This is a genomic window from Caballeronia sp. S22, from assembly GCF_964261745.1.
Lineage (GTDB): Bacteria > Pseudomonadota > Gammaproteobacteria > Burkholderiales > Burkholderiaceae > Caballeronia > Caballeronia jiangsuensis.
Genome location: NZ_OZ180036.1, coordinates 927,765 through 952,552, shown reverse-complemented (window position 1 = coordinate 952,552; position 24,788 = coordinate 927,765). Strand labels below are relative to the sequence as shown.

Sequence of the window (24,788 nt, the reverse complement as noted above, 5' to 3'; positions counted from 1 at the left end):
GAAGTTAGGAAGCCGACTTCGGCATCTTGGTTGCGCGCACCGCGTCATCGAGTTCCTTGAAGCTCGGACGGTCGGCGGTGAAGAGCACCTTGCGGCCGAACTCGACGGCGACCGTCGGCGCATAGCCGTTCATCGATGCGAGCAGCACGGACTTCACGCACTGGAACGGCTTCGCTTCGGCCGCGCCCTTGGCGTTGAGCAGATCCGCGAGCGGGCCGATGAAGCCATACGCCAGCAGAATGCCGAGGAAGGTGCCGACGAGCGCACCCGCGATCATCTCGCCGAGCACCGCGGGCGCTGCACCGACCGAACCCATCGTGTGCACGACGCCCATCACCGCCGCGACGATACCGAACGCGGGCAGGCCGTCCGCCATCTTCTGGATCGCATTGGCCGCGACCGCGCTTTCGGTGTGATGCGTCTCGAGTTCCTCGTCCATCAGATCCTGCATTTCGAGCGCGTTGACGTTGCCCGCCGACATCATGCGCAGATAGTCGACGATGAAATCGAGCAGATGATGATCGGCCATCACGTGCTCGTACTTCTGAAAGACCGGGCTGGACTCGGGCGCGTCGACATCGGCTTCGAGCGCCATCATCCCTTCCTTGCGGGCCTTTTGCAGCAGTTCGTAGAGCAGCGCGATCAGCGCGAGATATTTCTCTTTCGAGTAGCCGCCGCCCTTGAAGGCCTTCGGGATGGATTGCAGGGTTTTCTTGAGCGTGGCCGTCGGATTCGATACGACGAACGCGCCGATCGCCGCGCCGAAAATACACAGCAGCTCGAACGGTTGCACGAGGGCGGCGAGGTGGCCGCCGACGCCGATGAAGCTTCCGATCACCGAGCCGATAACCAGGACCCATCCGATGATGACAAACATGTTTTCTCCGCAAATGTCCGGGCGCCGCGAGCCGTGCGTGCTCGGGATTGAGGCGCGCACGGCTCGCGACGCATTGTTTCGCTTGTTGTGGGGCTTATCGGCTTTTAATCACCGGACATTTAGGGTGACGCGCGCAACTTTTTCTGCGCAAATGTTTGCGAAGTAAATCTTACGTTCGTTCGCGATACAGTCTCATGCCGTTCGAGGCGATTACGTCGCGGGTAATGGATCGTGCGCGCGGGCTTCGTCTAACATCGGTCGCATGAACTCGACCCTTGCACACTCCGTCATGCAATCGAGCGTCGGCACGCTGTTGCGCGAATGGCGTCAGCGGCGACGCCTGAGCCAGCTCGACCTCGCCGGCGTCGCGGATGTTTCCACGCGCCATCTGAGCTTCGTCGAATCGGGACGCTCGCTGCCGAGCCGCGAGATGCTCATGCGCCTCGCCGAGCAACTCGACGTGCCGCTGCGCGAGCGCAATACGCTGCTCGTCGCGGCTGGTTATGCGCCGCTGTATCGCGAGCGCGCGCTCGCCGATCCGCAACTCGCCGCCGCGCGCCGCGCTGTCGATCTCGTGTTGAAGGGGCACGAGCCTTATCCCGCGCTCGCCGTCGATCGTCACTGGACGATGGTCGCGGCCAACGCGGCGTTCGCGCCGCTCGTCGCATCGGCGGATCAAGAACTGCTCGCGCCGCCGGTGAACGTGCTGCGCCTTTCGATGCATCCGCAAGGTCTCGCCGATGTCATCGACAACTGGCACGAGTGGCGCGCCCATCTGCTCGCCCGTCTGCGCCGGCAAATCGACGTCTCGGGCGACGCGACGCTCGCCGCGCTCTTCGTGGAACTCGAAGCGTATCCCGCGCCCGAACATGCCGGGCACGCGACGCGAGCGGACACCGATCCGGTCGTCGTGCCGTTGCGCATGCGCACGCAATACGGCGTGCTGTCGTTCTTCAGCACGACGACGGTCTTCGGCACGCCGGTCGATATCACGTTGTCCGAACTCGCGATCGAGGCATTCTTTCCCGCCGACGACGCCACGGCCGCCGTCCTGCGCCAACTCGACGATGCAAGACGTTGAGCTTGCGTCGCCGCCCGCATGCTTACAGAATTGAACCTGGTGCGCATGTGCGAATCAATGAGAAGGCAGGCTGCGTGCCGACCGTGCGCAGCCTGTGTCAGCTTTTGTCCAACCAACGCGGAAGGCAGCGATGATTCAAACATTCGAGCAGGTAATCGGCGGGCAAAACATGCAGTTCTGCGCGAGCATCGCGGAAGGTGGCGGACCGGCGCGGGTCATCATCAGCCGCGCGGATTCGGCGGAGTCGCTCGTGATCGTCGAGGCCGACGGCATCATCGGTGCGATCAAGGCGGAAGTCGAAGCGCCCGATACGCTCGTCGCCGATGCCGTGCGCAAGGCGCAGCAGGAAGCGTTGATCGAGCGCGCGCTGGAAACCGGCACCGTGCAGACGACGAGCCTGTAGCAGCGTTTCAGGCGGGCTTATCAGGAAGAATGCCCGCGCGGCTCATGCGGCCGCGCGGGCATTGCTTTATCAACTCGCCGGTCGTTCAGCAGGTCACATGCGCGGCTCGCCGTTCTTCGGATCGGCGGGCACCATCGGCGTGGCGGAATCCGGGCCATCGGGCATGTCCGGATCGTCGGGGTTCGGCGGGGCGTCCGGATCGAGCAGCTTGTCCGGGTCCGGTTCGAGAGGCTCTTCGGGGGAGCGAGGCATCGTCGACATGGTGATCTCCTGAATCTTCCGTCAATGGATGGATCTTCCAGCGTGCTTTGCCCTGACACTGCAACGTGCGTTCCCGCTGCCGCCCGTCTTCATTCGGCTTCGTCGGAAAGCGCGCCGCACGCGCGTTTCGCGGCTTCCGTCTTCGCGCTCGCCGGATTGCGCACGTGGCGCGCGATCAGCGCGGCGGCCAGCAACAGCGCGACGGAAATCGCCGCCGACCAGCGCACCGCATCGACGATATGTTCCGCGTTCGGCGCGCCGTCGCCGTGCGCCGCGAGCGCGCCGAACGCCGCGACGCCGATCGCGCCCGCCGCCTGCCGCGCGGTATTGAGCACCGCCGATGCCGTGCCGGCGCGCTGCTGGCCGACGGTGCCGAGCAGCGCGGTCGTCATCGCCGGAACCGCGAGGCCCATGCCGGAGGGAATCAGCAGGAACGGCACGAGCAGCGCGGCCGTGGGCGTCGTCGCATTGACGAAGCCGAGCGCCGCGAAGCCCGCGGCATCGAGCAGCGCGCCGGCGATCATCGGGCCACGCGAGCCGAAGCGCGCCACGACGGGGCCGCTCGCGAGGTTCGAGATCAGGAAGCCGCCCGTCAGCGGCAGGAACGCGAGACCGGTCTGCAAAGGCGTATGGCCGAGCACACGCTGCAAATACAGGCTCAAAACAAAGACGATTCCATAATAGGTGAGATTCACGCCGATGCCGAAGACGACGGCCGCGCTGAACGTGCGCTCGGCGAAGAACGAGAGCGGCAGCATCGGCGCGCGGCTTTTTCGTTCGACCGCGATGAACGCGCCGCCCGCCGCCAGCGCGAGCAGAAGTCCGCCAATCACGAGCGGATGCGCCGGTCCGAGCGGACGCAGTTCGATCACCGCGCCGACCAGCGCAGCGAGCGCGACGATCGCGAGCGCCTGGCCGGGCAGGTCGATGCCGCCCGCATGTTCACGGTCTTTCGCGCGCGTTTTCTCGACCCAGACGAGCGTCGCCGCAATGCCTGCCGCGCAGATCGGCAGATTGACCCAGAAGATGCTGCGCCAGCCGAACGCCGCGATCAGCACGCCGCCGACGATCGGCCCCGCCGCGATCGACACCGCGCCCGCCGCGGTCCAAAGTCCGACCGCACGCGCGCGCAGGCGGCGGTCGTGGCCGCATGACGCGTTCAGGAGCGCGAGCGAATTCGGCAGCATCCCCGCGGCGCCGATGCCTTGCAGGGCACGCGCGGCGATCAGCTGGGTCACATCGCGCGAGAACGCGCACGCGAGCGACGCCAGCGCGAAGAGCGCGAGGCCGCCGAGGAACATGCGCCGCGCGCCGAAGCGATCGCCGAGCGAACCCGCCGAGAGCATGAGCGCGGCGAAGGCGAGCGCGTAACTGTCGACGGTCCATTGCAGGCTCGCGACACTCGCTTGCAGGTCGTGACCGATGCTCGCGAGCGCGACATTGACGATCGAGACATCGAGTTGAGAGACGACGAAGCCGACGCTGGTCGCCGTGACCACGAGCATCTGTCGCGCGGACAAATGCGTTTCGGATGAGGAAAGGTTCGAGTTCATGCCTTTAATCGTAAGCGCGTCGCACGTTCGATGTTTCGGCATGGGCTGAAACGTGGAAGTCGAATGAAAAATGGCGCGCCGGGTGAGCGGCGCGCCATTTTCCCAACGACGTCAACGCTGAATCAGCGTGCTTCCCTGATGAAGAACGTCGTCAGCGCGCCGACCGCGCACAGTGCGCCGACGTAGACCGCGGGCGCCATCGGGCTCGATTTCATCATCAGCGAGACGACGATCGGCGTGAGTCCGCCGAACACCGCGTACGCGACGTTGTACGAAAACGAGATGCCAGAGAAGCGGATGGCGGGCGGGAACGCCTTCACCATCACGAACGGAATCGCGCCGATCACGCCGACGAAAAAGCCCGCGAGCGCGTACCACGGCAGCAGCACGGAGGCATCGAGCGCGACCTGCTGGAACATCAGCCAGTACGACACGGCAAGCGCCACGCCGCCGATGAAGATGGTCTTGCCCGCGCCGATGCGACCCGCGATCGCGCCCGCGAGCACGCATCCGATCGTGAGGCACAGCGTCGCCGCACAGTTCGCGACCAGCACCGTCGCCGGCGCGATGTGGAACTGCTTCTGAAGCAAGGTCGGCGTCATCAGAATCACGACGACGATCGCCGCCGACAGCATCCACGTGAGCAGCATCGAAACGATCACCGCGCGGCCGTGGTCGCGCAGCACCGCCTTGAGCGGGATTTCCGCCGCGAGCGACTTGCGCTTCTGCAACTCGGCGAACACCGGCGTTTCGTGCAGCCAGCGGCGCAGGTAGACCGAGCACAGACCGAACAGACCGCCGAGCAGGAACGGCAGACGCCACGCGAAATCGGCGACTTCGGCGGGCGCGAACGACTTGTTGATCGCCGTGGCGATCAGCGAGCCGAGCAGGATGCCCGCCGTCAGACCGGCCGTGAGCGTGCCGCACGCATAGCCGACATGACGGCCCGGCACGTGCTCCGAGACGAACACCCATGCGCCCGGCACCTCGCCGCCGACCGCCGCGCCCTGCATCACGCGAAACAGAAGCAGCAGCACGGGCGCCATCAGGCCGATCGACGCGTAGGTGGGCAACAGGCCCATCAGGAGCGTCGGCACGGACATCAGCAGCACGGAGAGCGTGAACATGCGCTTGCGGCCGAGAAGATCGCCGAAGTGCGCCATGACGATTCCGCCGAGCGGACGCGCGAGGTAACCGGCCGCGAAGATGCCGAAAGTCTGCAATTGACGCAGCCAGTCAGGAATCGTCGGCGGAAAGAACAGTTGGCCGATGACCGGCGCGAAGAACACGAAGATGATGAAGTCGTAGAACTCGAGCGCGCCGCCGAGCGCGGCGAGCGTGAGCGTCTTGTAGTCGCCGCGCGTGAGCGCACGGCCGGCCGCGCGGGGGGCGTCGGACAGAGGTGTTGCCTGCATCGAAAAAAGAACCCGTGAGTGGAAAAGCCACGCGTGATGCGCGGTAGGACGAGGCCTTGCCCTGCGGGAGTGACGACACGCGCCGGGTCGACGCGAAGCGAAGGCGGGCGCGGATTCGAGAGCCGCCGCCCGTCATCCGCGCTGCGCGATGCGACGGAGAGTCGCGGCGCAACTTGCTACGCGACGTCTCGATAAAACGGCGGAAGCGGGAACTTTTGAGCCAGAAGCGGGATGTTACAGGATGAAAACCGGCGCAAAAGAGAAAAGTCGTTCTATTTTCGAGATGGTTGTGCGCATGAGACGCATTGCGGTCGGAGGGATGCGCAGTCACATGCGTTGACAATTCGGATGAGTCCGATGGGAAAGGGGCGTCTCGCTGGCCAGAATGCGCAGCGTGATCAGCCTCGTCTCATCCCGCGACGAGACGTCCGGCGGTGGCCCGCAGTCAGGCACCCGCCCCAATGTCCCTTGGACTCATCAGGTAAGACCTCATGCGCGTCGCCGTTTTGCAAACCGACCCAAGTTATCGAAATCTCATCAGCGATGTCGTCAAACGACTCGGTCACACTTGCGTGACGTTCGGCGACGGCCTCGTGCTATCGAAAGCGCTGTCCCGCTCGACCGTCGATCTGTTGATTCTCGACTGGAATTCCACGGGCCTGTGCGGCCTCGACCTGCTCAAATCCGTGCGCTCGAGCTTCGGCGAACGCGTGCCGGTCATGTTCGCGACGCCCGACGGCGCCGAGCACAACGTGGTCTGCGCACTGACCGCGGGCGCGGACGATTACATCGTGTATCCCATTCGCCCGGGCGAGTTCGGCGCGCGCGTCGAGGCGCTGCTGCGCCGCGCGTATCCCGCGACGTCGAGTGCGTGTCTTGAAGTCGACCCATACCGTTTCGACGCCCGTCAGCAAATCGTGACCGTGCGCGGCAAGCCGGTGCAACTGAGCGGCACGCAATTTCGTCTCGCGCAGCTATTTTTCTCGAACATCGGCCGCGTGCTGTCGCGCGATCATATTTTCGCGATGGTCTGGGGACGCGAATTCCGCGAAACCACGCGCACGATCGACAGCCACGTTTCGCGTCTGCGCCTCGCGCTCGAAATCGAGCCGGTGAACAACTTCCGCTTGCAGCCCGTGTACAAGAGCGGTTATCGCCTGCTGCATCTCTATGACGAAGGCGAAGATTCGGGCGATGACCTCGCCGATCCCGCGCCTGCGCAAATCGCGGCCTGAAGCCGCGATCCACAAAGAAAAATGCCGTCGCGATGACGGCATTTTTTTTCGTTTCGCCTTAATTAAACCGCCGGCAGCGCCGGGCGCGTCTCGATGCTGCGACGAATCAACGCCTCGACTTCCTTGCGCTCCTCGCCCGCGAGCGGCAAACGCGGCGGACGCACAGGCTCCGTGCCCAATCCGACGATCGCCTCGGCCAGTTTGATGTTCTGCACGAGCTTGTGCGACACATCGAGCGCGAGCAGCGGCGCAAACCAGCGATAGATCGCGCGCGCTTCCTCGACACGTCCGGCGCGAATGAGCTTGTAGATGGCCACGGTCTCGCGCGGGAACGCGCAGACGAGGCCCGCCACCCAGCCGTGCGCGCCCATCAGGATCGCTTCCATCGCCAGATTGTCGACGCCGCAGAAAAGCGCGTAGCGATCGCCCGTTTCGTTGATGAGATCGGTGATACGGCGCACGTCGCCGCTCGATTCCTTGATCGCCGCGAATTTCTTGTTTTCGGCGAGCTCGGCGAACATCTTCGGCGTGACATCGACGCCATACGCGAGCGGATTGTTGTAGACCATCAGCGGCAGCGGGCTCGCGTCGGCGACCATGCGGAAATGGTTGAGCGTCTCGCGCCGGTCCGACAGATAGCGCAAGCCCGGCAGCACCATGTAACCGGCCGCGCCGTGGCGCGCGGCGCGCTCGGCCTGGCGGCAGCCGTCGAGCGTGCTGTTCTCCGCGATCGTCAATAGCACCGGCACGCGGCCGCGCGAGGCATCCACGGCGATGTCGAGCACGTCGAGCTTTTCGTCGAGCGATAACGTCGATGCTTCGCCGAGCGATCCGCACACGATGATGCCATCCACGCCGGCTTCGATCTGCGCGTCGATATTCTTCGCGGTCCACGCGCGGTCTATGCTGAAATCGGCGTTGAACTTGGTGGTCACGGCGGGCATCACGCCTTCCCAGATATGCGTCACGGCAGCGCTCCGAAAGTGATTGAACGGTACGCAGTGTAAGCACCGAAAAATCGGGCGTCTTGCGTGTTTCGCGCGCGCCGCGTGCCGATTTCGGCATAGCCGTTTGGCCGCGAAAGCGCCGTACGGGGGGCTTGCCGAGCCGATCCCGTGTTATGCCGATATCGTCATCAAAACGATCCAGCCGCTTCAAGACGCCCATCGCGCGCGTTTCTAGGATAGGCGGCATGAAAACCATCGACATCATCGACTCGCATACGGGCGGCGAACCGACGCGCCTCGTAATCGCGGGCGGCCCGGATCTGGGCGACGGCACCCTCGCGCAACGGCTCGACACCTTCCGCACGCGCTTCGACGACTGGCGCCGCGCCATCGTCACCGAACCGCGCGGCTCGGATGTGATGGTCGGCGCGCTCCTGTGCGAGCCCGACGATCCGGCGGCCGCGGCGGGCGTCATCTTTTTCAACAACGTCGGCTATCTCGGCATGTGCGGGCACGGCACGATCGGACTCGTCGCGTCGCTCGCGCATGCGGGAAAAATCGCGGCGGGGCGGCACCGGATCGATACGCCCGTCGGTCCTGTCGATGCCACGCTCAACGCGAACGGCAGCGTCAGCGTGCGCAACGTGCCGGCGTACCGGCATCGGCGCGCGGTGACGGTCGACGTGCCCGGCCACGGCCCGCTCTCAGGCGACGTCGCGTGGGGCGGCAACTGGTTCTTTCTCGTCGCGGAGCACGGGCGCGAACTCGTGCCGGCGCACATCGCCGGGCTGACCGCGTTCACCGAGGCGATCCGCGATGCGTTGCATGCGCAGGGCATCACCGGCGCCGATGGCGCGTACATCGACCATATCGAGCTGTTCGCGGATTCGCCCGTCACGGGCGTGGACAGCCGCAATTTCGTGTTGTGTCCGGGCAGCGCCTACGATCGCTCGCCGTGCGGCACCGGCACCAGCGCCAAACTCGCGTGCCTCGCGGCGGACGACGCGCTCGCGCCAGGCGAAATCTGGCGTCAGGAGAGCATCATCGGCAGCGTGTTCGAAGGCAGCTATGCGATCGATGGCGACGCGCTCGTCCCCACGATCACCGGTTACGCGCACATCATGGGCGAAGGGCGTCTCGTCTTCGACGAGCGCGATCCGTTCATGCTCGGCATCGCATGAAAGCTGATGTGATCGTCGTCGGCGGCGGAATCGTCGGCGCGGCGTGCGCGGCGGAACTCGCGCTGCGCGGCCTCGCGGTCGAGGTGCTGGAAGCGCGCGGCATCGGCGGCGGGGCGACGGCGGCGGGGATGGGCCACATCGTCGTGATGAACGATTCGCCCGCCGAGTTCGCACTGGCACATGCTTCGCGCGAACTGTGGCTCGCGCTTGGTCCGCAACTGCGTGAGCGCGACGCGTTTTCGCGTTGCGGCACGCTCTGGATCGCCGAAGACGACGAAGAACTCGGCGCCGCCCGCACTATGCGCGATGCATTCGCGACGGCCGGCGTACGTGCTCACATGCTCGATCGAGCCGCGCTGCGCGAATCGGAGCCATCGATAAGCCACGCGATGCAAGGCGGACTCCTGATCGACGACGACGCCATCGTGTACGCGCCCGCGGCGGCGCAATGGCTTCTGATGCGCTCGACGCGCATCCGTGTATCGACCGGCTGCGCGGTTCGCGCCGTCGACGCCGACGATACGCACGCCAGCGTCACGCTCGCGAACGGCGATCGGCGCACGGCCGCTCATGTGGTCATCGCCAATGGGCTCGCAGCGCCGGACTTGATCGCCGACGTGCCGCTCGAAGCGAAGAAAGGGCACCTGCTCATCACCGATCGCTATCCCGGCACGATCCATCATCAGGTGCTGGAACTCGGCTACATCAAGAGCGCGCATCACGCGCGCGGCACGTCGGTCGCGTTCAATGCGCAGCCGCGTCCGACCGGGCAGGTGCTGATCGGCTCGTCGCGCCAGTTCGGCACGCTCGATCCGGCTGTCGAGATCGACGTGCTCGCCGCGATGCTCGCGCGCGCGACGCGCTATCTGCCGGGCATCGGCGCGCTGAACGCGATCCGCGCATGGACGGGCTTTCGCGCCGCTACGCCCGACGGCCTGCCGCTAATCGGCCCCGCGCGTTTTCCGGGCGACCGGCTGTGGCTCGCGGCGGGTCACGAAGGGCTCGGCGTGACGACGTCGCTCGGCACCGCGAAGCTCATCGCCGCGCAGATGCTCGGCGAGCCGGTTCCATTCGATATGCCCGACACGCACGCTTTCTCGCCGCAACGCTTCGCACGAGAGCACGCCGATGGCTGAGCGCGTGCGCGTGGTCATCGACGGCGAGCCGCTCGCCGTGCCCGCTTTCACGACCGTCGCGGCAGCCATCGCGATGCGCGGCGTCGGCGGCACGCGGCGCTCCGTCACCGGCGAGCCGCGCGCCGCGCTATGCGGAATGGGCGTGTGCCACGAATGCCGCGTGACGGTCGATGGCCGCGCGCATGTGCTCGGCTGTCAGACGCTGTGTCGCGACGGCCTTTCCATCGAGACGATGCGATGAACGTCGAGCATGTCGATATCGCGGTCGTCGGCGCGGGGCCGGCGGGTCTGAAGGCGGCGCAGATTGCGGCGCGGGCGGGCGCGCGTGTCGCGCTCATCGACGACAATCCGCGCCCCGGCGGTCAGATCTGGCGGCAAGGACCGACGCTCGCGCCCGCCGCGCAGCTTCGTCAGTGGCTCGATGAAACGCGCACGCATGCGAATCTCATCGTCATGAACGGGACGAAAGTTGCCGCCGCGCCGGAACACAAGCGGCTCCTGCTCGAACGCGACGGCGCGCCGCTCATGCTCGCGTATTCGAAGCTCATCCTCGCAACCGGCGCGCGCGAGCGGCTGCTGCCCTTCGAAGGCTGGACCTTGCCCGGCGTGACGGGCGCGGGCGGTTTGCAGGCGCTCGTCAAGGGCGGGATGCCGGTGCGCGGCGAGCGCATCGTCGTCGCGGGCAGCGGGCCGCTTCTGCTCGCCGCCGCCGATACGGCGCGCCGTCACGGTGCGCATGTCGTCGCGGTGGTCGAACAGGCGTCGTTGGCGCGCGTCGGGCGGTTCGTCGCGTCGCTGGCGCTGACGCCCGGGAAGCTGGCTCAGGCTGTCAGGCTCGGAATCGCGTGCTATCGGACGGGCAGCGTCGTCGCGAGAGCGCACGGAGACGCGCGCGTGGAGGCGGTCACGATCCGCGCGCGCGGGCGCGAAGAGACGCTCGAAGCGGATCGCATCGCGTGCGGATACGGCCTCGTGCCGAACGTGACGCTGGCGCTCGCACTCGGCTGCTCGACGGACGAACGCGACGGCGCGATTCTCGTCGACGATTCGCAGCGCACCTCGCAGGAACACGTCTTCGCGGCGGGCGAGTGCACGGGCATCGGCGGGATGGAACTGGCGAGCGTCGAAGGGGCGATCGCGGCGCATGCGGCGCTCGGCCTCGCCGCCGATGCGCGTCTCGTGCGCGAGCGCGATCGCTGGCGCGCCTTCGCTCGGCGCGTGGCGCACGCGTTCGAGCTCGGCGCCGACGCGCGCGCGCTGCCGTCGCCCGACACCGTGTTGTGTCGCTGCGAAGACGTGTCGATCGCCGACGTCGCCGCGCACGCGAACTGGCGCGACGCGAAATTGCAGACCCGTTGCGGCATGGGGCCGTGTCAGGGCCGCATCTGCGGCGAGGCGGCAGCGATCTATTTCGGATGGCCGCGCACGGCGGCGCGTCCGCCGTTCACGCCGGTGCGCATCGATACGCTGATCGCCGCGCGTGAGAGCACCGAAACCCCCGTTTCATAGTGGGGCCAGCGCGAATTTCGTCCGCGCGTGCGCGCTCCTATAATCGGTTGCCTGACCGATCCGCACGCAACCGACCTCCTCACGCATGACGAGCACGACAGGCCTTCCGATGAACGCAGCGCCCATCGCGCAACCTCCGGCGTCGACGCTCTCCGACATGCTTGCGCATTTCGCGCTGCTCGCGCCGGTGTTCGACGCGATGCCCGACATCGTGTTCTTCGTGAAAGATCGCGAGGCGCGCTACGCGATGGTCAACCGCACGCTCGCACGTCGCTGCGGCCACAAGGACGACAAATCGGCGCTGCTCGGCAAGACCGCGGAGGACGTGTTCCCGCGGCGTTTCGGGCGTATCTACACGGCGCAGGATCAGGCGATCATCGCGCAGGGGCATCAACTGATCGACCAGCTCGAACTGCACCTGTATCCGGGACGCGAGCCCGGCTGGTGCATGACCTGCAAGCAGCCGCTGCATGACACGCAGGGGACGATCGTCGGACTCGCGGGGATCTCGCGCGACTTGCAGGCCGCCGAAGGCACGCATCCCGCCTACAGCCGGCTTGCGGCGGTCGTGCAGCACATCCAGGAAAACTACGTGCAGCCGCTCAACATGCGGCAACTCGCGCAGATGGCGAACATGTCGATCGCGCAACTGGAGCGGTATTTTCACAAGGTCTTCCATCTGACGCCGCGTCAGGTCTTGCTGAAAACCCGTCTCGACGCGGCCACCGCGTTGCTCGTTTCGAACGAAAAGGTCACGGATGTCGCCGCGCTGTGCGGCTACACCGATCACAGCGCCTTTACGCGCCAGTTCAAGGCGACGGTCGGCATCACGCCGAGCGAGTATCGCGCGCTGTTGCAGGCGGGCCCGTCGAGCGCCTCGCGCCCCGATTCCGGCCGCGAGGCAAACGTCTGACGGGAAATCAGGGCACGCTTCGCGCCGAAATTACACGGTCGTGCGTTCGGGCGGCGGCGTGCATCGGCCGAATCAACCGCGTGATGCGGCTTTCGCGCCATCTAATGCAGGTCGGTCCGGAATTTGCTCGGATACGCTCGCGGCGACCGGGCAAATCTTCGCATCGGCGCAGCGCAAAACCGCGAGGCGTTCCGCACCGGCGCACACGCGACACAAATAACGGTGCGTTCGGAATTCCCGCCGCGTTTTCGTGTCAGTCAATGCGCGCAACAGCGCGCGCGGCGGCGAGGTGGAGACCCGTCGCGAGAATTCCGTTTTTTGGGCAGCAGAAAAGAACATCATGAACGAAGTGGCAAGACTGGGGCATATGCGGATCGTCCTCATCGAGGATGATCCAGAGAGCAGGGCATCACTGCAAATGTTGCTGGAAGAAGAAGGTGCGGATGTAATCGCGGTAGCCGACGCCGAAGACGGCGCGCAAGCCGCGATCGAGCATCTTCCCGATGCGGTGATCTGCGATCTCGATTTACCCGAGATGGACGGTTTTTATCTCATCCAGCGTTTGCGGGATCACGAAATACGCGGCAACCTGCCGCCTTCCGTGGCAATCGCGCTGACGGGACACGGCGGCGAAGAGTATCGATTACGCAGCATCGGCGAAGGCTTTCAGCATTTCATGACGAAGCCCGTGCATCCGGACGAACTCGTCGCGTTAATACAGGACGCGGTCGGGGCGCGCGTGGTGATGTGATGACGGATCAGGGCCGCCGCTGACGGCGGCCCCGATTTTTACGACCGGTCGCGGTTGCGCGCCCGCGTCGCACCGGTGATGACGGCGATGCCCAGCATGATGACGGCGACGATCATGATCGTATGCTGCGAGACGTGCATCGCGACGAGCGCCCACGATACGCCTCCGATCAGAATCAGCCAGCCTGCAAGATAGATGATCAGCGTCATCGACTTCTCCTTTTTCGTTGTGTGCTAGAAATCGTTGCGTGGCCTTCATGAAAGGGCCTTATCCTTTCGACGCCCGGGCGCGCATAAGTTCACTGGATGCAAGGGGCGTACCGCGGGCGGCATCGTCGAACATGAACAAGAGCGAGAGCATGCTGACCGTCCACCACCTCAATAATTCCCGCTCGCAGCGCGTGCTGTGGATGCTGGAAGAACTCGGCGTCGAATACGAACTGAAACGCTATCAGCGCGACCCGCGCACGATGCTCGCGCCGCCCGAATTGCGCGCGGTGCATCCGCTCGGCAAATCGCCGGTCGTGACGGACGACGGTCTGACGCTCGCCGAATCGGGCGCGATCATCGAATATCTCGTCGACCGTTATGGCGAAGGCCGTTTCTCGCCGCCGCCCGGAACGTCGCCGGAACGCCTGCGCTACAACTACTGGATGCATTACGCGGAGGGCTCCGCGATGCCGCCGCTCCTGCTCAAGCTCGTCGCGCGGCGGCTGGAGAGCGCGAAGATGCCGTTCTTCGCGAAGCCGATCGCGCGGCGCATCGCGCAGACGATGCAAAGCAGTTTCATCGATCCGCAACTGCGGCTGCACTTCGGCTATATCGACGCCGAGCTCGCGAAATCGCCGTGGTTCGTGGGCGAGACGTTCACCGCCGCCGACGTGCAGATGAGCTTCCCGCTCGAAACCGCGAGCGCGCGCGCCGGCGCGAAGTCGATGCCGCATATCCGCGCGTTTCTGGAGCGCATTCACGCGCGGCCGGCATACCAGCGCGCGCTGGAACGGGGCGGCCGATACGACTACGCCGGTTAGCCATTCGGCCGACTGCCGGCGCGGCGGACGCGTTGCGTACAATGAGTCGCACGCAACCACTCAGCCCAAAGGCGACGCATGGCCCGAATCGTTCCCGACGACTGGAAGAACCTCGAAGCGACCGGCGCGGCGGCGCGCGAACTCGAAACGCTCGCGCTGCTCGAAAAGCTGCCCGACGACTACACGGTCTATCACGGCGTGCACTGGACGCGCGTCAACGAAGGCTTTTCGGTGTTCGGCGAGGCGGATTTCGTCGTCGTCGCGCCGTCGGGGCGCGTGCTGATGATCGAGCAGAAAGCGGGTTTTCTGCGTGAGACCGGGCAAGGTCTCGTGAAGGTCTATCTGCAGAAGGAACGCAACGTCGCCATTCAGCTCGCGCGCACGCTGGAGAACCTGCACCGGCGCTTCACCGCGGCGTTCGGCGCGGGCACGTACCGGATCGAGGAACTGCTATTTTGCCCCGACTACACCGTGAAAAACGCGGCGATCGCGGGCGTCGCGCCCGCGCGGATCGTCGATGCGAGCCGCAAGTCGCAGCTCGCGCGCGTCGTGCTGGACATTCTGCCGCCCGACGAACCGCGCTTCGAATCGGCGGCGCGCATCCATCACTTTCTCGCCGATGAACTCTCGCTCACGCCCGACACCAACGCGCTCGTCGGCGCGGCGAACACGCTCGTCACGCGGCTGTCGGGCGGCCTCGCGACGTGGGCGCGCCGGCTCGAATTCGCGCCGTTCCGGCTGCGCGTGATCGCGACTGCCGGCGCGGGCAAGACGCAGCTCGCCGTGCGCGTGATGCGCGACGCGCTCGCGCAAGGCAAGAGCGTGCTCTACGTTTGCTTCAACCGGCCGCTCGCCGATCATATCCGCGCGATCGCGCCGAAAGAGGCGAAGATCGCGAACTACCATCAGTTGAGCGCGGCGGTCGCGCGCGATGCTGGCAGCCCGCCCGATTTCAGTCAGCCGAACGTCTTTGCGACGCTCGAAGAGCGCTTCGCCGCCGTGCCCGTGCCGGAGCAGTGGAAGACGGACGTGCTGATCGTCGATGAAGGTCAGGACTTTCAGGCGGCGTGGGTCGAGCCGCTCGAGCGCCTGCTCAATCCGGACGGCGCGTGGTGGTGGCTCGAAGATCCGATGCAGAACCTCTATCTGCGCGAGCCGGTGCCGCTGCCGGGCTGGACCATCCTGCGCGAGACCACGAACTATCGCAGCCCGCGCGATCTGCTCGGCTTCATCCGCAAGATCGTCGGGCCGGATGTGCGGCTCGATGCGGGCAGCCCCTTCGACGGCTCGGATGTGAGCGTCTCGACCTACGAGGACGGCCATCCCGAGGAAATCATCGAGGCGACCAAGCGCGCGATCACACATGCGCTCTCGCTCGGCTTTCGCAAGCAGGACATCGCGGTGCTGTCGTTTCGGGGCCGCGAGGGCTCGGCGCTCACCGCCGTCGATCAACTCGGGCCGCACCGGCTGCGCGCTTTCACCGGCACGTACGATCTGTTCGGCAACCCGGAGTATCGCGAGGGCGACGTGCTGCTCGAATCGATCTATCGCTTCAAGGGTCAATCCGCGCCGTGCGTGATCCTGACGGAAGTCGATTTCGAAGCGCTCGACGAGCAGGCCGCGCGCAAGATCTTCGTCGGCGCAACACGGGCGACGATGAAGCTGATCGTGGTCGCATCTGAACGCGCGGCCCGGGCCATCGACGCGTTGCAGTAGCGCATGGCCGTCATCGGTACCGAAACGTCCGTGCGCGCGCCCGCCGCGCGCCCGTGGTTCCGCCGTCTCTGGTATGCGGCGCTGATCGCGCTCGCGGTCGCGCCGCCGATCGGCGCGGTCGGCTACATGCTGTATTCCGGCTTGATCGCGCGCGAGACGCACAGGCTCGTCGTGCCCTACGACGTGTACTGGGACGCCGCGCAGTTCCAGCTCGCCTATGAGCGTTTCGAGAATCAGGTATTGCTCTTCCGCAACGGCATCGATGAAGACGCGGACGGCGTGCGCGCGAGCTATCGGCTGTTGCGCGCGCGGCTCAAACAAGTGTCGGAATCGACGGGACTGTCGGACGGACACGAAGCACTGTTGAACCGGCAGCGCGAAATCCAGCGGCAATTGCAGACCGCGCTCGATTCCATCCAGTCGGATGTCGAAGGGCTGCAGGCCGAGCACCAGCACACGCTGCGCGTGATCGGCGTGCTGCGTCAGAACGCGCCGGCCGTCGCGGAACTGGCGAGCGGACGACGGCTCATGGATGTGGCCGAGCGCGAGGCGATCGTGCGCGACTTCGACGCGAAGCGCCGCTATCTGATCTACGGCGGCATCCTGCTCGGTCTGCTGTCGGCGGCGGCGACGGTGTTGCTGCTGCTGAACGGCTATCGGCGCACGCGCCTCATCGAGCAGCAGCGCGCGGCGCTCACGGCGGAGCATCAGGCGACGCGCGCGGCACGCGAGGCGGGCGTCGCGAAAGACACCTTCCTCGGCATGATCAGCCATGAACTGCGCACGCCGCTGCACGCGATCGTCTCGTCGGTCGAGTTGCTGGGGCTCAATGCGCGCGGCGACGCCGACCGCAAGATCATGCAGCGCCTGGAATCGGGGGCGCGTCATCTCGAAGCGCAGATGCGCGATCTGACCGACTACGCGCGTCTCGGCGCGGGCAAGCTCGAACTGCGGATGTCGGTCTTCGATCCGGAGGAACTGCTCGATTCGATCGTCGATGCGAACACGCCCGCCGCGACCGCGAAGGGGCTGGAATTGCGCGGCGACTATGCCGGCGAGCGCGAACCGATCGAATCCGATCCGCATCGCGTGCGGCAGATCGTGACGAATCTCGTGACCAACGCGATCAAGTACACCGAATCCGGTTCCATCGACGTGCATTTCGCGCGCACCGAGGATCGCCTCGACATTTCCGTGATCGACACGGGCCCGGGCATATCCCGCGAGCAGTTGCCGCTCATTTTTCAGGAGTTCACGCAACTCGATTCATCGAGCACGCGGCGTTTCGACGGCGCGGGAATGGGGCTCGCGGTCGTGCGCGGGCTCGTCGGTTTGCTCGGCGGGAAGATCGAGGTGTCGAGTGAAGTCGGACAAGGCGCCGCGTTTCGCGTGAGCGTGCCGGCGGTCTCGGCGGAGCGGCTGCCCGGAGGCGAGCAGGAAGTCGACGCGCCCGAGTTGCGCAAATCGCGCGTGCTCGTGATCGACGACCACGAGTCGATCCGCGATTCGCTGATCGAGATGCTCACGCATCTTGGCTATTACGCGGTCGCCTTGCCCGACGTCGACAGCGCGCTCGCATGGCTGCGCGCCAACGACGCCGACGTGATCCTCGCGGACCTGCACATGCCCGGCAAGGACGGCTACTCGTTCGCGAACGAATATCGTGCGCGCAGTGCGCCGGGTGCAAGCGTGCCGATCATCGCGGTGAGTGCGTACGCGCCCGAATTGGTGGACCCGAGCGCGGCCGTGCTGTTCTTCGATTATCTGCTGAAGCCGGTGCGCTACGAGGTACTGAAGGGCGCTGTTCACCGCGCGGTGACGGTGCGCCGGCGCGTCGCGTGAGCCTGTGAGCCTGGCCGTCAGCTGCGCATGAGCCGCTTGGAAAGATCGGCGACGAGAATGCCGAGCCGCGCGGGCTTCTCGAAACACGTGACGTCGTAGTCGCGGATAACCTGACTGATCTCCGATTCGCTCGCCTTGCCGGTGGTCAGTTCGCCCGTAAGCACGAAGACCGGCGCGTCCGGGTTGTCCGACGCGCGCACCGCGCGAATCGCGTCCGCCGACGTATGCACGCCGAACAGCCAGTCCATCACGACGGCATCGAACACCTGTGTCTGCAGCGCTTCGAGGAATGGGTCGAGGCCGTAGAAGGCCATCGCCGTGAAACCGGTGGCCTCCAGATAGTCGTGCAGGTTGTCCGCGGAAGCGTGATCGTCGTCCACGACGGCGATGATCGGCTTGTCGGTATCGGGCCGGCGCGGCTGGATTTCGATCTTGTGGACGTCGCACGCTTCATGCAGCAGCACGCCTTCATGCTTCGTGACGACCCAGCGATTGTTGATCTTTTGCGCGATGAAATCCGGACGGCTGCCCGCGTCCAGCGCGTTGCCGACCCACGCCATGCAGGGAATTTCCACCGAACCGAGCTTGAACACGGCGTCGTGCGCGGTGCCTTCGGTTTCGTCGGGGCGCGTATTGATCGAATCGAAGAGCTTGAGCGCGGGCTCGTCGAAGGCATCGGCGACGCGGCGAATCTGCGCGAGCGTCCACGGACTGTTGCCACGCAGCTTGCGATGGCCCTGCGAAAAGCTCAGGTCGAGAATGCGGCACAACTCGGCGGTTTGCTGCCGCTTCCCGATGCCGTGACGGGCCATCAACTCGCGCACGCGCTCCGCGACGGCGAGGGATTCCGAAGAAGACGTTTCAGTGACCATACAGCCAGTCGGATGCGTGAAAGTGGGCCTGCGAGGGGTGGGGTTCGGCGTGGGCCTCATGGCCCGTTCGCAGTCGGTCCGACATTGTAAATGGCGCGGGTCCGCGCACTCAAAATACCTTGGCGGACCGCGTGCAACGTACTGATGTTATTGGATAAATGTCCGCCGTTGCCGTTCGCTGGCGCGCACTTCACGCCAGCGCCGACGCGCGGTCGCGTTTCGGCTTCGATGCCACGGGAATCGAGTCGAGCAGCGTCGAGAGCTGGTTGCGGGCGTCGCGTCCGCTGAATTCGCGCAATGTCGCGAGCAAGGTGCGCCACGGCGCGGGCCAGCGGGTTTCGCGCATGCAATGGCCGTTGGCGTCGGTGATACGAAGGAGGGTGGTGTCGGGAAAGAAAGTCAGGGTGACGGGGATGCCGTCGAGTACGCAGGTTGTAGTGCAGGCTTTCGATGTGAACATGCTTTTTTAGGTTGATTAAGCGTCGGAAATTGACGGTCCGGTTGCGATAGCAACGTGCGTTCCCGGAGTGCGTCCGGCATTGTCGATCGCCGGGATCCAGCAAGCAAGTTCACGAATGTTGAATGGAATATTTCAGATTTTGGCGACAATTGATGTCATTACCGACGATAAACTCGACGCCTCTTTAAATCGGAGGTTGTTGTGTTCGTTGCTGCTCTCTTGATCTTTCCAATAGGCGTCGCGGCGCTTTTTGTACTGGCTCTGATCGCGAAAAAGCGTGCCGAGGCCTCGCGCGCCGCTCAACGTGATCAACTTTTTCCGGTCGAGTCGGACGGAACAGATCGAGAACAGGCATCGGACGAGCCGCCGCGCTAGGCAAGCAGCGCGATCCGCTTTTGCTATCGAACGATCGCCCTTTCGAATTGTTGCGCTATTGGCGCGGGACTATAGTGCCTCTCACGGCATGACAACCCAAAGCGACCAACAACGAAAGGAGACAAAACCCATGAACCGTATCGACCTGGCCAGCCGCGTCGTGATCATCACCGGCGGGGCGCGAGGCATCGGCCTCGCGGTGGCGGAACGCGCGCTGGAATCGGGCGCCGATGTGTCGCTCTGGGATGTCGACGGCGAGCGCCTCGCGCGCACGAGCGCGGAACTCTCGGCGAAGTACAAGGAGCGCAAGGTCAGCGACGCGGTCGTCGAACTGACCGACGAATCGTCCGTCGATGCCGCCGCGAAAAAGACCTTCGCCGCCCACGGCAGGATCGACGTGCTCGTGAACAACGCGGGCATCACCGGTGGCAACGGCACGACCTGGGAACTCGCGCCCGACGTGTGGCGTCGCGTGATCGACGTCAATCTGATCGGCCCATATCTGACGTGCCGCGCCGTCGTGCCTTACATGCTGAAGGCGGGCTACGGACGCATCGTCAATATCGCGTCGATCGCGGGCAAGGAAGGCAACCCGAACGCCTCGCACTACAGCGCGTCGAAGGCCGGGTTGATCGGTCTCACGAAATCGCTCGGCAAGGAACTCGCGGGCAAGAACATCCTCGTGAACGCCGTGACGCCCGCCGCCGCCAAAACCGAAATCTTCGATTCGATGTCGCAGCAGCACATCGACTACATGCTCTCCAAAATCCCGATGAACCGCTTCCTGATGCCGGAGGAAGCCGCGTCGCTGATTCTGTGGCTCTCGTCCGAGGACTGCGCGTTCAGCACCGGCGCGGTGTTCGATCTGTCCGGCGGACGCGCGACGTACTGATTGCGTCTTCGGGAGAATCGCGATGAATCACTCCGCCATAGCGGAAGGCGCCGTCACGTCCCGCGTGATGAAGAGGCTGCTGCCGTTTCTGCTGCTCATGTACGTGCTCGCGTTTCTGGATCGCGCGAATATCGGCTTCGCGCAAAAGGCGCTGCAGCAGGACACCGGCTTGACGAATGCCGCGTTCGCGTTCGGCGCGGGCGTGTTCTTCATCGGCTATGCGATCTTCGAGGTGCCGAGCAATCTGCTCCTGCATCGCGTCGGCGCGAAGCTGTGGATGTGCCGCATCATGGTGACGTGGGGTCTCGTCTCGGCGGCGATGGCCTTCGCGCATAGCGCCACCGCGTTCTATACCTTGCGCTTTCTGCTCGGCGTGGCGGAGGCGGGCTTCTTTCCGGGCATCGTCTATTACCTGACGCGCTGGTTTCCGCAATCGTCGCGGGCGCGTGCGCTCGGCGTGTTCTACTTCGGCGCGCCGCTCGCGTTCATCTTCGGCGCGCCGCTTTCCGGCTTGCTGCTCGATCTGCACGGCGCGTTCGGTTTCAAGGGCTGGCAATGGCTCTTTCTGGTCGAAGGGCTGCTTGCGTCGATTGTCGGCGTATGGGCGTTCTGGTATCTCGACGACGATCCCGCGAAAGCCCGATGGCTCACGCCGGATCAACGCGCGCTGCTCGTCGGCCGCCTGGACGAAGATGCGCGCGCCGCGTCATCGCACGGTCCGCGAAGCGTGCTCGCGTCGCTCGTCGATCCGCGCGTGCTCGTGCTGTGTTGCGTCTATTTCCTGATTCAGGCCGCGGTCTATGGCGTCGTCTTTTATCTGCCGCAACAGGTGTCGGCGCTGCTCGGCACCAAAGTGGGCTTTCGCGTCGGGCTCGTGACGGCGCTTCCGTGGATCGCCGCGGTGATCGTCACGTGGATCGTGCCGCGTTACGCCGATCGCACCGGAAGGCATCGGCCGTGCGCGGTGGCGCTGCTCGCGATGTCGGGCATCGCGATCGCCGTGTCGGGTGTGGCGGCGTCGCCCGTCGTGTCGATCATCGCGCTGTGCTGCGCGGCGAGCGGCTTCATCGCTGCACAGCCGCTCTTCTGGACCTTTCCGACGCGCTATCTGACAGGCGCGGGCGCCGCAGCCGGCATCGCGCTCATCAATTCGCTCGGCGGACTCGGCGGCTTCTTCGCACCGATGGCCCGCACCGCCGCCGAAGCCGCGTTCCATTCGACGAGCGCCGGACTCATGGTGCTGGCGGGCGCGAGCGTGCTCGCGGCGCTCGTCATCGTCGCGCTGGTGCGCGTGCCCGGACGCAGCGAACACGCACCCATACCCGACGCCGCGAACGCGTCCTGAACAACGAAACCACACGTACGGAGCCACATCATGTCCATGCCCACGATCGCCCAGGTGCGCGCCTTCACCGTTCGCGGCGGCGGCGCCGATTATCACGACCAGGGCGCCGATCACTGGATCGACGATCACATCGCCACGCCGATGGCCCGCTATCCCGAGTACCGCAAGAGCCGCCAGTCGTTCGGGCTGAACGTGCTCGGCTCGCTCGTCGTCGAGATCGAGGCGAGCGACGGCACCGTCGGCTTCGCGGTGACGACAGGCGGCGAAATCGGCGCGTTTATCGTCGAGAAACATCTGGCGCGCTTTCTCGAAGGGCAGCGCGTGACCGACATCGAAAAGATGTGGGATCAGATGTACAACGCGACGCTCTACTACGGGCGCAAGGGCATCGTGCTCAACGCGATTTCGGGCGTCGATCTCGCGCTGTGGGATCTGCTCGCGAAGGTGCGCAAGGAGCCGGTGTTCCATCTGCTGGGCGGCCCGGTGCGCGACGAACTGCAGTTCTACGCGACGGGCGCGCGCCCCGATCTCGCGAAGGAGATGGGCTTCATCGGCGGCAAGATGCCCTTGCAGCACGGTCCGGCCGAAGGCGAGGAAGGACTGCACAAGAACATCGCGAAGCTCGCGGACATGCGCGCGAAAGTCGGCGACGATTTCTGGCTGATGTTCGATTGCTGGATGAGCCTCGACCTCAACTACGCGAAGCGCCTCGCGAACGCGGCGCGCGAGCATGGCCTGAAATGGATCGAGGAAGCGCTGCCGCCCGACGACTACTGGGGCTATGCCGAACTGCGCCGTTCGGTGCCGGCCGGCATGATGGTCACGACCGGCGAGCACGAAGCGACGCGCTGGGGCTTTCGCATGCTGTTCGAAATGGGCTGTGCGGATCTCGTGCAGCCGGATGTCGGCTGGTGCGGCGGCATCACCGAACTCATCAAGATTTCGGCGCTCGCGGATGCGCACAACGTGCTCGTCGTGCCGCACGGTTCGTCGGTGTACAGCTATCACTTCGTCGTGACGCGCCACAACTCGCCCTTCGCCGAGTTCCTGATGATGGCCCCCAAAGCCGATCAGGTCGTGCCGATGTTCACGCCCTTGCTGCTCGACGAGCCCGTGCCGGTGAATGGCCGCATGAAGGTGCCGGAGACGCCGGGCTTCGGCGTGCGACTGAATCCTGAATGCAAGCTCGAAAGACCCTATACACACTGAACGAGGCATCTCATGCTGCTGGAAAACAAGGTCGTCGTGGTGACGGGCGGTTCGCGCGGCATCGGCCGTGCGATCGCGCTCGCGAGCGCGCGCGAAGGCGCCGATGTCGCGATCAACTACTGGGGCGACAACGACAGGTCCTATGGCAAGGCATCGGCGGTGGAATCTATCGTCGGCGAGATCGAGGCGCTCGGACGGCGCGCGATCGCCGTCGAAGGCAATGTGGCCGAGCGCGACACGGGCATCGAACTGATCCGGCGCACGGTCGATGCGTTCGGCCACGTCGATGTGCTGTCGAGCAACGCGGGCATCTGCCCGTTTCACGCGTTTCTCGACATGCCTGCATCCGTCTACGAGACGACCGTCGCGGTGAACCTGAACGGCGCGTTCTACGTGACCCAGGCCGCCGCGAACCAGATGAAGACGCAGGGCACGGGCGGCGCGATCGTTGCGACGAGTTCGATCAGCGCGCTCGTCGGCGGCGGCATGCAAACGCACTACACGCCGACGAAAGCGGGCGTCCACTCGCTGATGCAATCCTGCGCGATCGCGCTGGGACCGTATGGCATCCGCTGCAACTCGGTGATGCCGGGCACCATCGCGACGGACCTGAACGCCGACGATCTCTCGGACAAGGACAAGCGCGCGTATATGGAAAAGCGCATTCCGCTAGGGCGACTGGGCGAACCCGATGATGTCGCGCAGTGCGTCGTCTTTCTCGCGTCGGACCGCGCGCGCTATGTGACGGGCGCATCTCTGCTCGTCGATGGCGGCCTCTTCGTCAATCTTCAGTGAGACGAACCCGCCGAGTACTTGCGCAACAACGCGATGAAGTATTCGGCGGGCTCGCTCAGCGTCTCGAACTTGCGGCGCAGCAGCCCGAAACCCGACAGGCTCTTGCCGATCTCGATCGGCAACTCGATCAGCAATTGCGCCCGCAGATAATCGCGCACGACGGACTCCGGCAGCATCGCGACCGCTTCGCTGTTCTGCAGCAACTGCAGCGTCGCGAAGATCGACGCGCATTCGACGATATCGGCGGGCGTCGTCAGCCCGGCGCGGGCGAGTTCGTCCTCGAAGAGGCCGCGTGCGGGACTCGTGATCGGCTGCAAAATCCACGGCCAGCCGACGAGCGTGGCGAGCGTGAGTTCGGTCTTTCCGGCCAGCGGATGCCCCGCGCGCACGACGAGCCGCATCGCCTCGCGTGCGAGCGGCTCGAAGTCGAAATCGTTGTGCTGCAGGGGCGTCGTCAAGCGGCCGAGCGCGAGATCCACTTCGCGGCGATGCAGCAATTGCACGACCTGATCGCTCGTCTCGCCGAGGATGCGCACGTTCAAAAGCGGCCGCTCGGATTTCAGTTCGGTGACGGCCATCGCGAGCACGTCGGGCGCGGCGCCCATGATCGCGCCGACCGTGAGTTGACCGTGGCCGCCGCGGCGTTTGGCGTCGAGATCGTCGGCGAAGCGCGTCAGGTCCGCGAGCGAGCGGCGTGCGTACGCGAGCGCGGCGGTGCCGAGCGACGTCGGCTGCATGCCGCGCGCATTACGCTCGAAGAGCAGAAATCCAAATGCTTCCTCGATATCCGCGAGCATGCGGCTCGCGCTCGGCTGCGCGACGTTGATGGCCTCGGCGGCCTGATGCAGGTTGCGCGCGTCGTCGAGCGCGACCAGAAGCGCGAGGTGCTTGAATTTCAGCCGATTGACCAGCGCATTCGGCGACACAGTTTGGGACACGTTCTGAATCATTCGACAGTCCGCTTTGAACCGCGCGATGATACGCGCAGCG

At 65.4% G+C, this 24,788-nt stretch carries 26 protein-coding genes; 16 read left to right on the top strand and 10 right to left on the bottom strand.

The window, feature by feature from the left end:
- Nucleotides 1–4 precede the first annotated feature (4 nt).
- Nucleotides 5–877, bottom strand: coding sequence for a flagellar motor stator protein MotA (gene motA / locus ACEN42_RS19710; protein ID WP_187606448.1), 873 nt, complete (start codon nt 875–877; stop codon nt 5–7).
- 262 nt (nt 878–1,139) lie between these two features.
- Between motA and ACEN42_RS19705 the strand changes: the two genes are divergently transcribed.
- Both ACEN42_RS19705 and ACEN42_RS19700 read left to right on the top strand, forming a co-directional pair.
- Nucleotides 1,140–1,958 (top strand): helix-turn-helix domain-containing protein, encoded by an 819-nt coding sequence (locus tag ACEN42_RS19705; RefSeq protein WP_371881161.1) that lies wholly within the window; start codon nt 1,140–1,142, stop codon nt 1,956–1,958.
- Nucleotides 1,959–2,088: 130 nt separating this feature from the next.
- Nucleotides 2,089–2,361 (top strand): hypothetical protein, encoded by a 273-nt coding sequence (locus tag ACEN42_RS19700; protein ID WP_035509859.1) that lies wholly within the window; start codon nt 2,089–2,091, stop codon nt 2,359–2,361.
- Between the two features lie 93 nt (nt 2,362–2,454).
- Here ACEN42_RS19700 and ACEN42_RS19695 read toward each other — a convergent pair whose 3' ends face one another.
- The 3 genes from ACEN42_RS19695 to ACEN42_RS19685 all read right to left on the bottom strand — a co-directional run bounded on the left by ACEN42_RS19695 (nt 2,455) and on the right by ACEN42_RS19685 (nt 5,590).
- Nucleotides 2,455–2,622, bottom strand: a complete 168-nt coding sequence (locus ACEN42_RS19695) for a hypothetical protein (protein WP_156903131.1) — start codon at nt 2,620–2,622, stop codon at nt 2,455–2,457.
- 89 nt (nt 2,623–2,711) lie between these two features.
- A complete protein-coding gene (locus ACEN42_RS19690; protein WP_371881160.1) occupies nt 2,712–4,175 on the bottom strand; it encodes an MFS transporter in 1,464 nt (487 codons plus the stop codon).
- A 122-nt stretch (nt 4,176–4,297) separates the two neighbouring features.
- Nucleotides 4,298–5,590, bottom strand: coding sequence for an MFS transporter (locus tag ACEN42_RS19685; RefSeq protein WP_187606445.1), 1,293 nt, complete (start codon nt 5,588–5,590; stop codon nt 4,298–4,300).
- A gap of 491 nt (nt 5,591–6,081) precedes the next feature.
- On the opposite strand from ACEN42_RS19685, the gene ACEN42_RS19680 reads away from it, so the two are divergent.
- Entirely contained in the window at nt 6,082–6,825 is a 744-nt protein-coding gene (locus tag ACEN42_RS19680) for a response regulator transcription factor (RefSeq protein ID WP_187606444.1), read from the top strand.
- A gap of 62 nt (nt 6,826–6,887) precedes the next feature.
- Here the strand turns inward: ACEN42_RS19680 and ACEN42_RS19675 are convergent, their stop codons facing one another.
- A complete protein-coding gene (locus ACEN42_RS19675) occupies nt 6,888–7,793 on the bottom strand; it encodes a dihydrodipicolinate synthase family protein (protein WP_371881159.1) in 906 nt (301 codons plus the stop codon).
- Between the two features lie 215 nt (nt 7,794–8,008).
- Between ACEN42_RS19675 and ACEN42_RS19670 the strand changes: the two genes are divergently transcribed.
- The 5 genes from ACEN42_RS19670 (at nt 8,009) to ACEN42_RS19650 (ending at nt 12,511) form a co-directional block, all read left to right on the top strand.
- On the top strand, nt 8,009–8,953 hold the full coding sequence (locus ACEN42_RS19670; protein ID WP_371882260.1) for a 4-hydroxyproline epimerase: 945 nt from the start codon (nt 8,009–8,011) through the stop codon (nt 8,951–8,953).
- Nucleotides 8,950–10,089 carry an NAD(P)/FAD-dependent oxidoreductase gene (locus tag ACEN42_RS19665; protein ID WP_371881158.1) on the top strand — a complete coding sequence of 380 codons (1,140 nt, stop codon included), beginning with the start codon at nt 8,950–8,952 and terminating at the stop codon, nt 10,087–10,089. Before ACEN42_RS19670 ends, ACEN42_RS19665 begins: the two co-directional genes overlap by 4 nt.
- The gene (locus ACEN42_RS19660; protein ID WP_371881157.1) at nt 10,082–10,330 is read left to right on the top strand and encodes a (2Fe-2S)-binding protein; all 249 of its coding nucleotides are present in this window, start codon (nt 10,082–10,084) and stop codon (nt 10,328–10,330) included. The genes ACEN42_RS19665 and ACEN42_RS19660 overlap by 8 nt, the downstream gene beginning before the upstream one ends.
- Nucleotides 10,327–11,598, top strand: a complete 1,272-nt coding sequence (locus tag ACEN42_RS19655; protein ID WP_371881156.1) for an FAD-dependent oxidoreductase — start codon at nt 10,327–10,329, stop codon at nt 11,596–11,598. The genes ACEN42_RS19660 and ACEN42_RS19655 overlap by 4 nt, the downstream gene beginning before the upstream one ends.
- Nucleotides 11,599–11,707: 109 nt before the next feature.
- The gene (locus ACEN42_RS19650) at nt 11,708–12,511 is read left to right on the top strand and encodes an AraC family transcriptional regulator (protein ID WP_250484639.1); all 804 of its coding nucleotides are present in this window, start codon (nt 11,708–11,710) and stop codon (nt 12,509–12,511) included.
- Nucleotides 12,512–12,583: 72 nt separating this feature from the next.
- Here the strand turns inward: ACEN42_RS19650 and ACEN42_RS19645 are convergent, their stop codons facing one another.
- Nucleotides 12,584–12,895: a hypothetical protein gene (locus ACEN42_RS19645; RefSeq protein ID WP_374191187.1), complete on the bottom strand. Its 312-nt coding sequence runs from the start codon at nt 12,893–12,895 to the stop codon at nt 12,584–12,586.
- A 34-nt stretch (nt 12,896–12,929) separates the two neighbouring features.
- Here ACEN42_RS19645 and ACEN42_RS19640 point away from each other — a divergent pair, with 34 nt between their 5' ends.
- Entirely contained in the window at nt 12,930–13,262 is a 333-nt protein-coding gene (locus ACEN42_RS19640; RefSeq protein ID WP_374191186.1) for a response regulator, read from the top strand.
- A gap of 38 nt (nt 13,263–13,300) precedes the next feature.
- Here ACEN42_RS19640 and ACEN42_RS19635 read toward each other — a convergent pair whose 3' ends face one another.
- Complete coding sequence (locus ACEN42_RS19635) at nt 13,301–13,471, bottom strand: hypothetical protein (RefSeq protein ID WP_187606439.1); 171 nt, start codon at nt 13,469–13,471, stop codon at nt 13,301–13,303.
- 149 nt (nt 13,472–13,620) lie between these two features.
- Here ACEN42_RS19635 and ACEN42_RS19630 point away from each other — a divergent pair, with 149 nt between their 5' ends.
- From ACEN42_RS19630 to ACEN42_RS19620, 3 genes are all read left to right on the top strand, one after another.
- A complete protein-coding gene (locus ACEN42_RS19630) occupies nt 13,621–14,292 on the top strand; it encodes a glutathione S-transferase family protein (protein ID WP_187606438.1) in 672 nt (223 codons plus the stop codon).
- A 78-nt stretch (nt 14,293–14,370) separates the two neighbouring features.
- Nucleotides 14,371–16,008, top strand: a complete 1,638-nt coding sequence (locus ACEN42_RS19625) for an ATP-binding domain-containing protein (protein WP_238216804.1) — start codon at nt 14,371–14,373, stop codon at nt 16,006–16,008.
- Between the two features lie 3 nt (nt 16,009–16,011).
- Nucleotides 16,012–17,850 (top strand): hybrid sensor histidine kinase/response regulator, encoded by a 1,839-nt coding sequence (locus ACEN42_RS19620; protein ID WP_371881155.1) that lies wholly within the window; start codon nt 16,012–16,014, stop codon nt 17,848–17,850.
- A gap of 17 nt (nt 17,851–17,867) precedes the next feature.
- On the opposite strand, the gene ACEN42_RS19615 is transcribed toward ACEN42_RS19620, so the two are convergent.
- Both ACEN42_RS19615 and ACEN42_RS19610 read right to left on the bottom strand, forming a co-directional pair.
- Entirely contained in the window at nt 17,868–18,722 is an 855-nt protein-coding gene (locus ACEN42_RS19615; protein WP_371881154.1) for a helix-turn-helix domain-containing protein, read from the bottom strand.
- 190 nt (nt 18,723–18,912) lie between these two features.
- Nucleotides 18,913–19,182 carry a hypothetical protein gene (locus tag ACEN42_RS19610; protein WP_187606435.1) on the bottom strand — a complete coding sequence of 90 codons (270 nt, stop codon included), beginning with the start codon at nt 19,180–19,182 and terminating at the stop codon, nt 18,913–18,915.
- Between the two features lie 505 nt (nt 19,183–19,687).
- Here ACEN42_RS19610 and ACEN42_RS19605 point away from each other — a divergent pair.
- Genes ACEN42_RS19605 through ACEN42_RS19590 form a run of 4 tightly spaced genes read left to right on the top strand, consistent with a single transcriptional unit; the run spans nt 19,688 to nt 23,798 of the window.
- On the top strand, nt 19,688–20,449 hold the full coding sequence (locus ACEN42_RS19605) for an SDR family NAD(P)-dependent oxidoreductase (protein ID WP_238216810.1): 762 nt from the start codon (nt 19,688–19,690) through the stop codon (nt 20,447–20,449).
- Between the two features lie 22 nt (nt 20,450–20,471).
- Nucleotides 20,472–21,794: an MFS transporter gene (locus ACEN42_RS19600; RefSeq protein ID WP_250484549.1), complete on the top strand. Its 1,323-nt coding sequence runs from the start codon at nt 20,472–20,474 to the stop codon at nt 21,792–21,794.
- Between the two features lie 30 nt (nt 21,795–21,824).
- On the top strand, nt 21,825–23,003 hold the full coding sequence (rhmD, locus tag ACEN42_RS19595) for an L-rhamnonate dehydratase (RefSeq protein ID WP_371881153.1): 1,179 nt from the start codon (nt 21,825–21,827) through the stop codon (nt 23,001–23,003).
- Between the two features lie 12 nt (nt 23,004–23,015).
- Nucleotides 23,016–23,798 carry an SDR family NAD(P)-dependent oxidoreductase gene (locus ACEN42_RS19590; RefSeq protein WP_250484550.1) on the top strand — a complete coding sequence of 261 codons (783 nt, stop codon included), beginning with the start codon at nt 23,016–23,018 and terminating at the stop codon, nt 23,796–23,798.
- On the opposite strand, the gene ACEN42_RS19585 is transcribed toward ACEN42_RS19590, so the two are convergent.
- Nucleotides 23,792–24,748 (bottom strand): LysR family transcriptional regulator, encoded by a 957-nt coding sequence (locus ACEN42_RS19585; RefSeq protein WP_222946567.1) that lies wholly within the window; start codon nt 24,746–24,748, stop codon nt 23,792–23,794. The two genes, ACEN42_RS19590 and ACEN42_RS19585, sit on opposite strands and share 7 nt — an antisense overlap.
- Nucleotides 24,749–24,788 lie beyond the last annotated feature (40 nt).

Coding starts and splice junctions, on each gene's coding strand:
- ACEN42_RS19700 (WP_035509859.1), top strand. CDS start 2,089: ATGATTCAAACATTCGAGCAGGTAATCGGCGGGCAAAACATGCAGTTC.
- ACEN42_RS19685 (WP_187606445.1), bottom strand. CDS start 5,590: ATGCAGGCAACACCTCTGTCCGACGCCCCCCGCGCGGCCGGCCGTGCG.
- ACEN42_RS19615 (WP_371881154.1), bottom strand. CDS start 18,722: ATGGTCACTGAAACGTCTTCTTCGGAATCCCTCGCCGTCGCGGAGCGC.
- ACEN42_RS19680 (WP_187606444.1), top strand. CDS start 6,082: ATGCGCGTCGCCGTTTTGCAAACCGACCCAAGTTATCGAAATCTCATC.
- ACEN42_RS19690 (WP_371881160.1), bottom strand. CDS start 4,175: ATGAACTCGAACCTTTCCTCATCCGAAACGCATTTGTCCGCGCGACAG.
- ACEN42_RS19620 (WP_371881155.1), top strand. CDS start 16,012: ATGGCCGTCATCGGTACCGAAACGTCCGTGCGCGCGCCCGCCGCGCGC.
- ACEN42_RS19655 (WP_371881156.1), top strand. CDS start 10,327: ATGAACGTCGAGCATGTCGATATCGCGGTCGTCGGCGCGGGGCCGGCG.
- ACEN42_RS19630 (WP_187606438.1), top strand. CDS start 13,621: ATGCTGACCGTCCACCACCTCAATAATTCCCGCTCGCAGCGCGTGCTG.
- ACEN42_RS19600 (WP_250484549.1), top strand. CDS start 20,472: ATGAATCACTCCGCCATAGCGGAAGGCGCCGTCACGTCCCGCGTGATG.
- ACEN42_RS19705 (WP_371881161.1), top strand. CDS start 1,140: ATGAACTCGACCCTTGCACACTCCGTCATGCAATCGAGCGTCGGCACG.
- ACEN42_RS19585 (WP_222946567.1), bottom strand. CDS start 24,748: ATGATTCAGAACGTGTCCCAAACTGTGTCGCCGAATGCGCTGGTCAAT.
- ACEN42_RS19665 (WP_371881158.1), top strand. CDS start 8,950: ATGAAAGCTGATGTGATCGTCGTCGGCGGCGGAATCGTCGGCGCGGCG.
- ACEN42_RS19645 (WP_374191187.1), bottom strand. CDS start 12,895: ATGAGGACGATCCGCATATGCCCCAGTCTTGCCACTTCGTTCATGATG.
- ACEN42_RS19660 (WP_371881157.1), top strand. CDS start 10,082: ATGGCTGAGCGCGTGCGCGTGGTCATCGACGGCGAGCCGCTCGCCGTG.
- ACEN42_RS19640 (WP_374191186.1), top strand. CDS start 12,930: ATGTTGCTGGAAGAAGAAGGTGCGGATGTAATCGCGGTAGCCGACGCC.
- ACEN42_RS19605 (WP_238216810.1), top strand. CDS start 19,688: ATGAACCGTATCGACCTGGCCAGCCGCGTCGTGATCATCACCGGCGGG.
- ACEN42_RS19590 (WP_250484550.1), top strand. CDS start 23,016: ATGCTGCTGGAAAACAAGGTCGTCGTGGTGACGGGCGGTTCGCGCGGC.
- ACEN42_RS19650 (WP_250484639.1), top strand. CDS start 11,708: ATGAACGCAGCGCCCATCGCGCAACCTCCGGCGTCGACGCTCTCCGAC.
- motA (WP_187606448.1), bottom strand. CDS start 877: ATGTTTGTCATCATCGGATGGGTCCTGGTTATCGGCTCGGTGATCGGA.
- ACEN42_RS19695 (WP_156903131.1), bottom strand. CDS start 2,622: ATGTCGACGATGCCTCGCTCCCCCGAAGAGCCTCTCGAACCGGACCCG.
- ACEN42_RS19610 (WP_187606435.1), bottom strand. CDS start 19,182: ATGTTCACATCGAAAGCCTGCACTACAACCTGCGTACTCGACGGCATC.
- rhmD (WP_371881153.1), top strand. CDS start 21,825: ATGTCCATGCCCACGATCGCCCAGGTGCGCGCCTTCACCGTTCGCGGC.
- ACEN42_RS19635 (WP_187606439.1), bottom strand. CDS start 13,471: ATGACGCTGATCATCTATCTTGCAGGCTGGCTGATTCTGATCGGAGGC.
- ACEN42_RS19625 (WP_238216804.1), top strand. CDS start 14,371: ATGGCCCGAATCGTTCCCGACGACTGGAAGAACCTCGAAGCGACCGGC.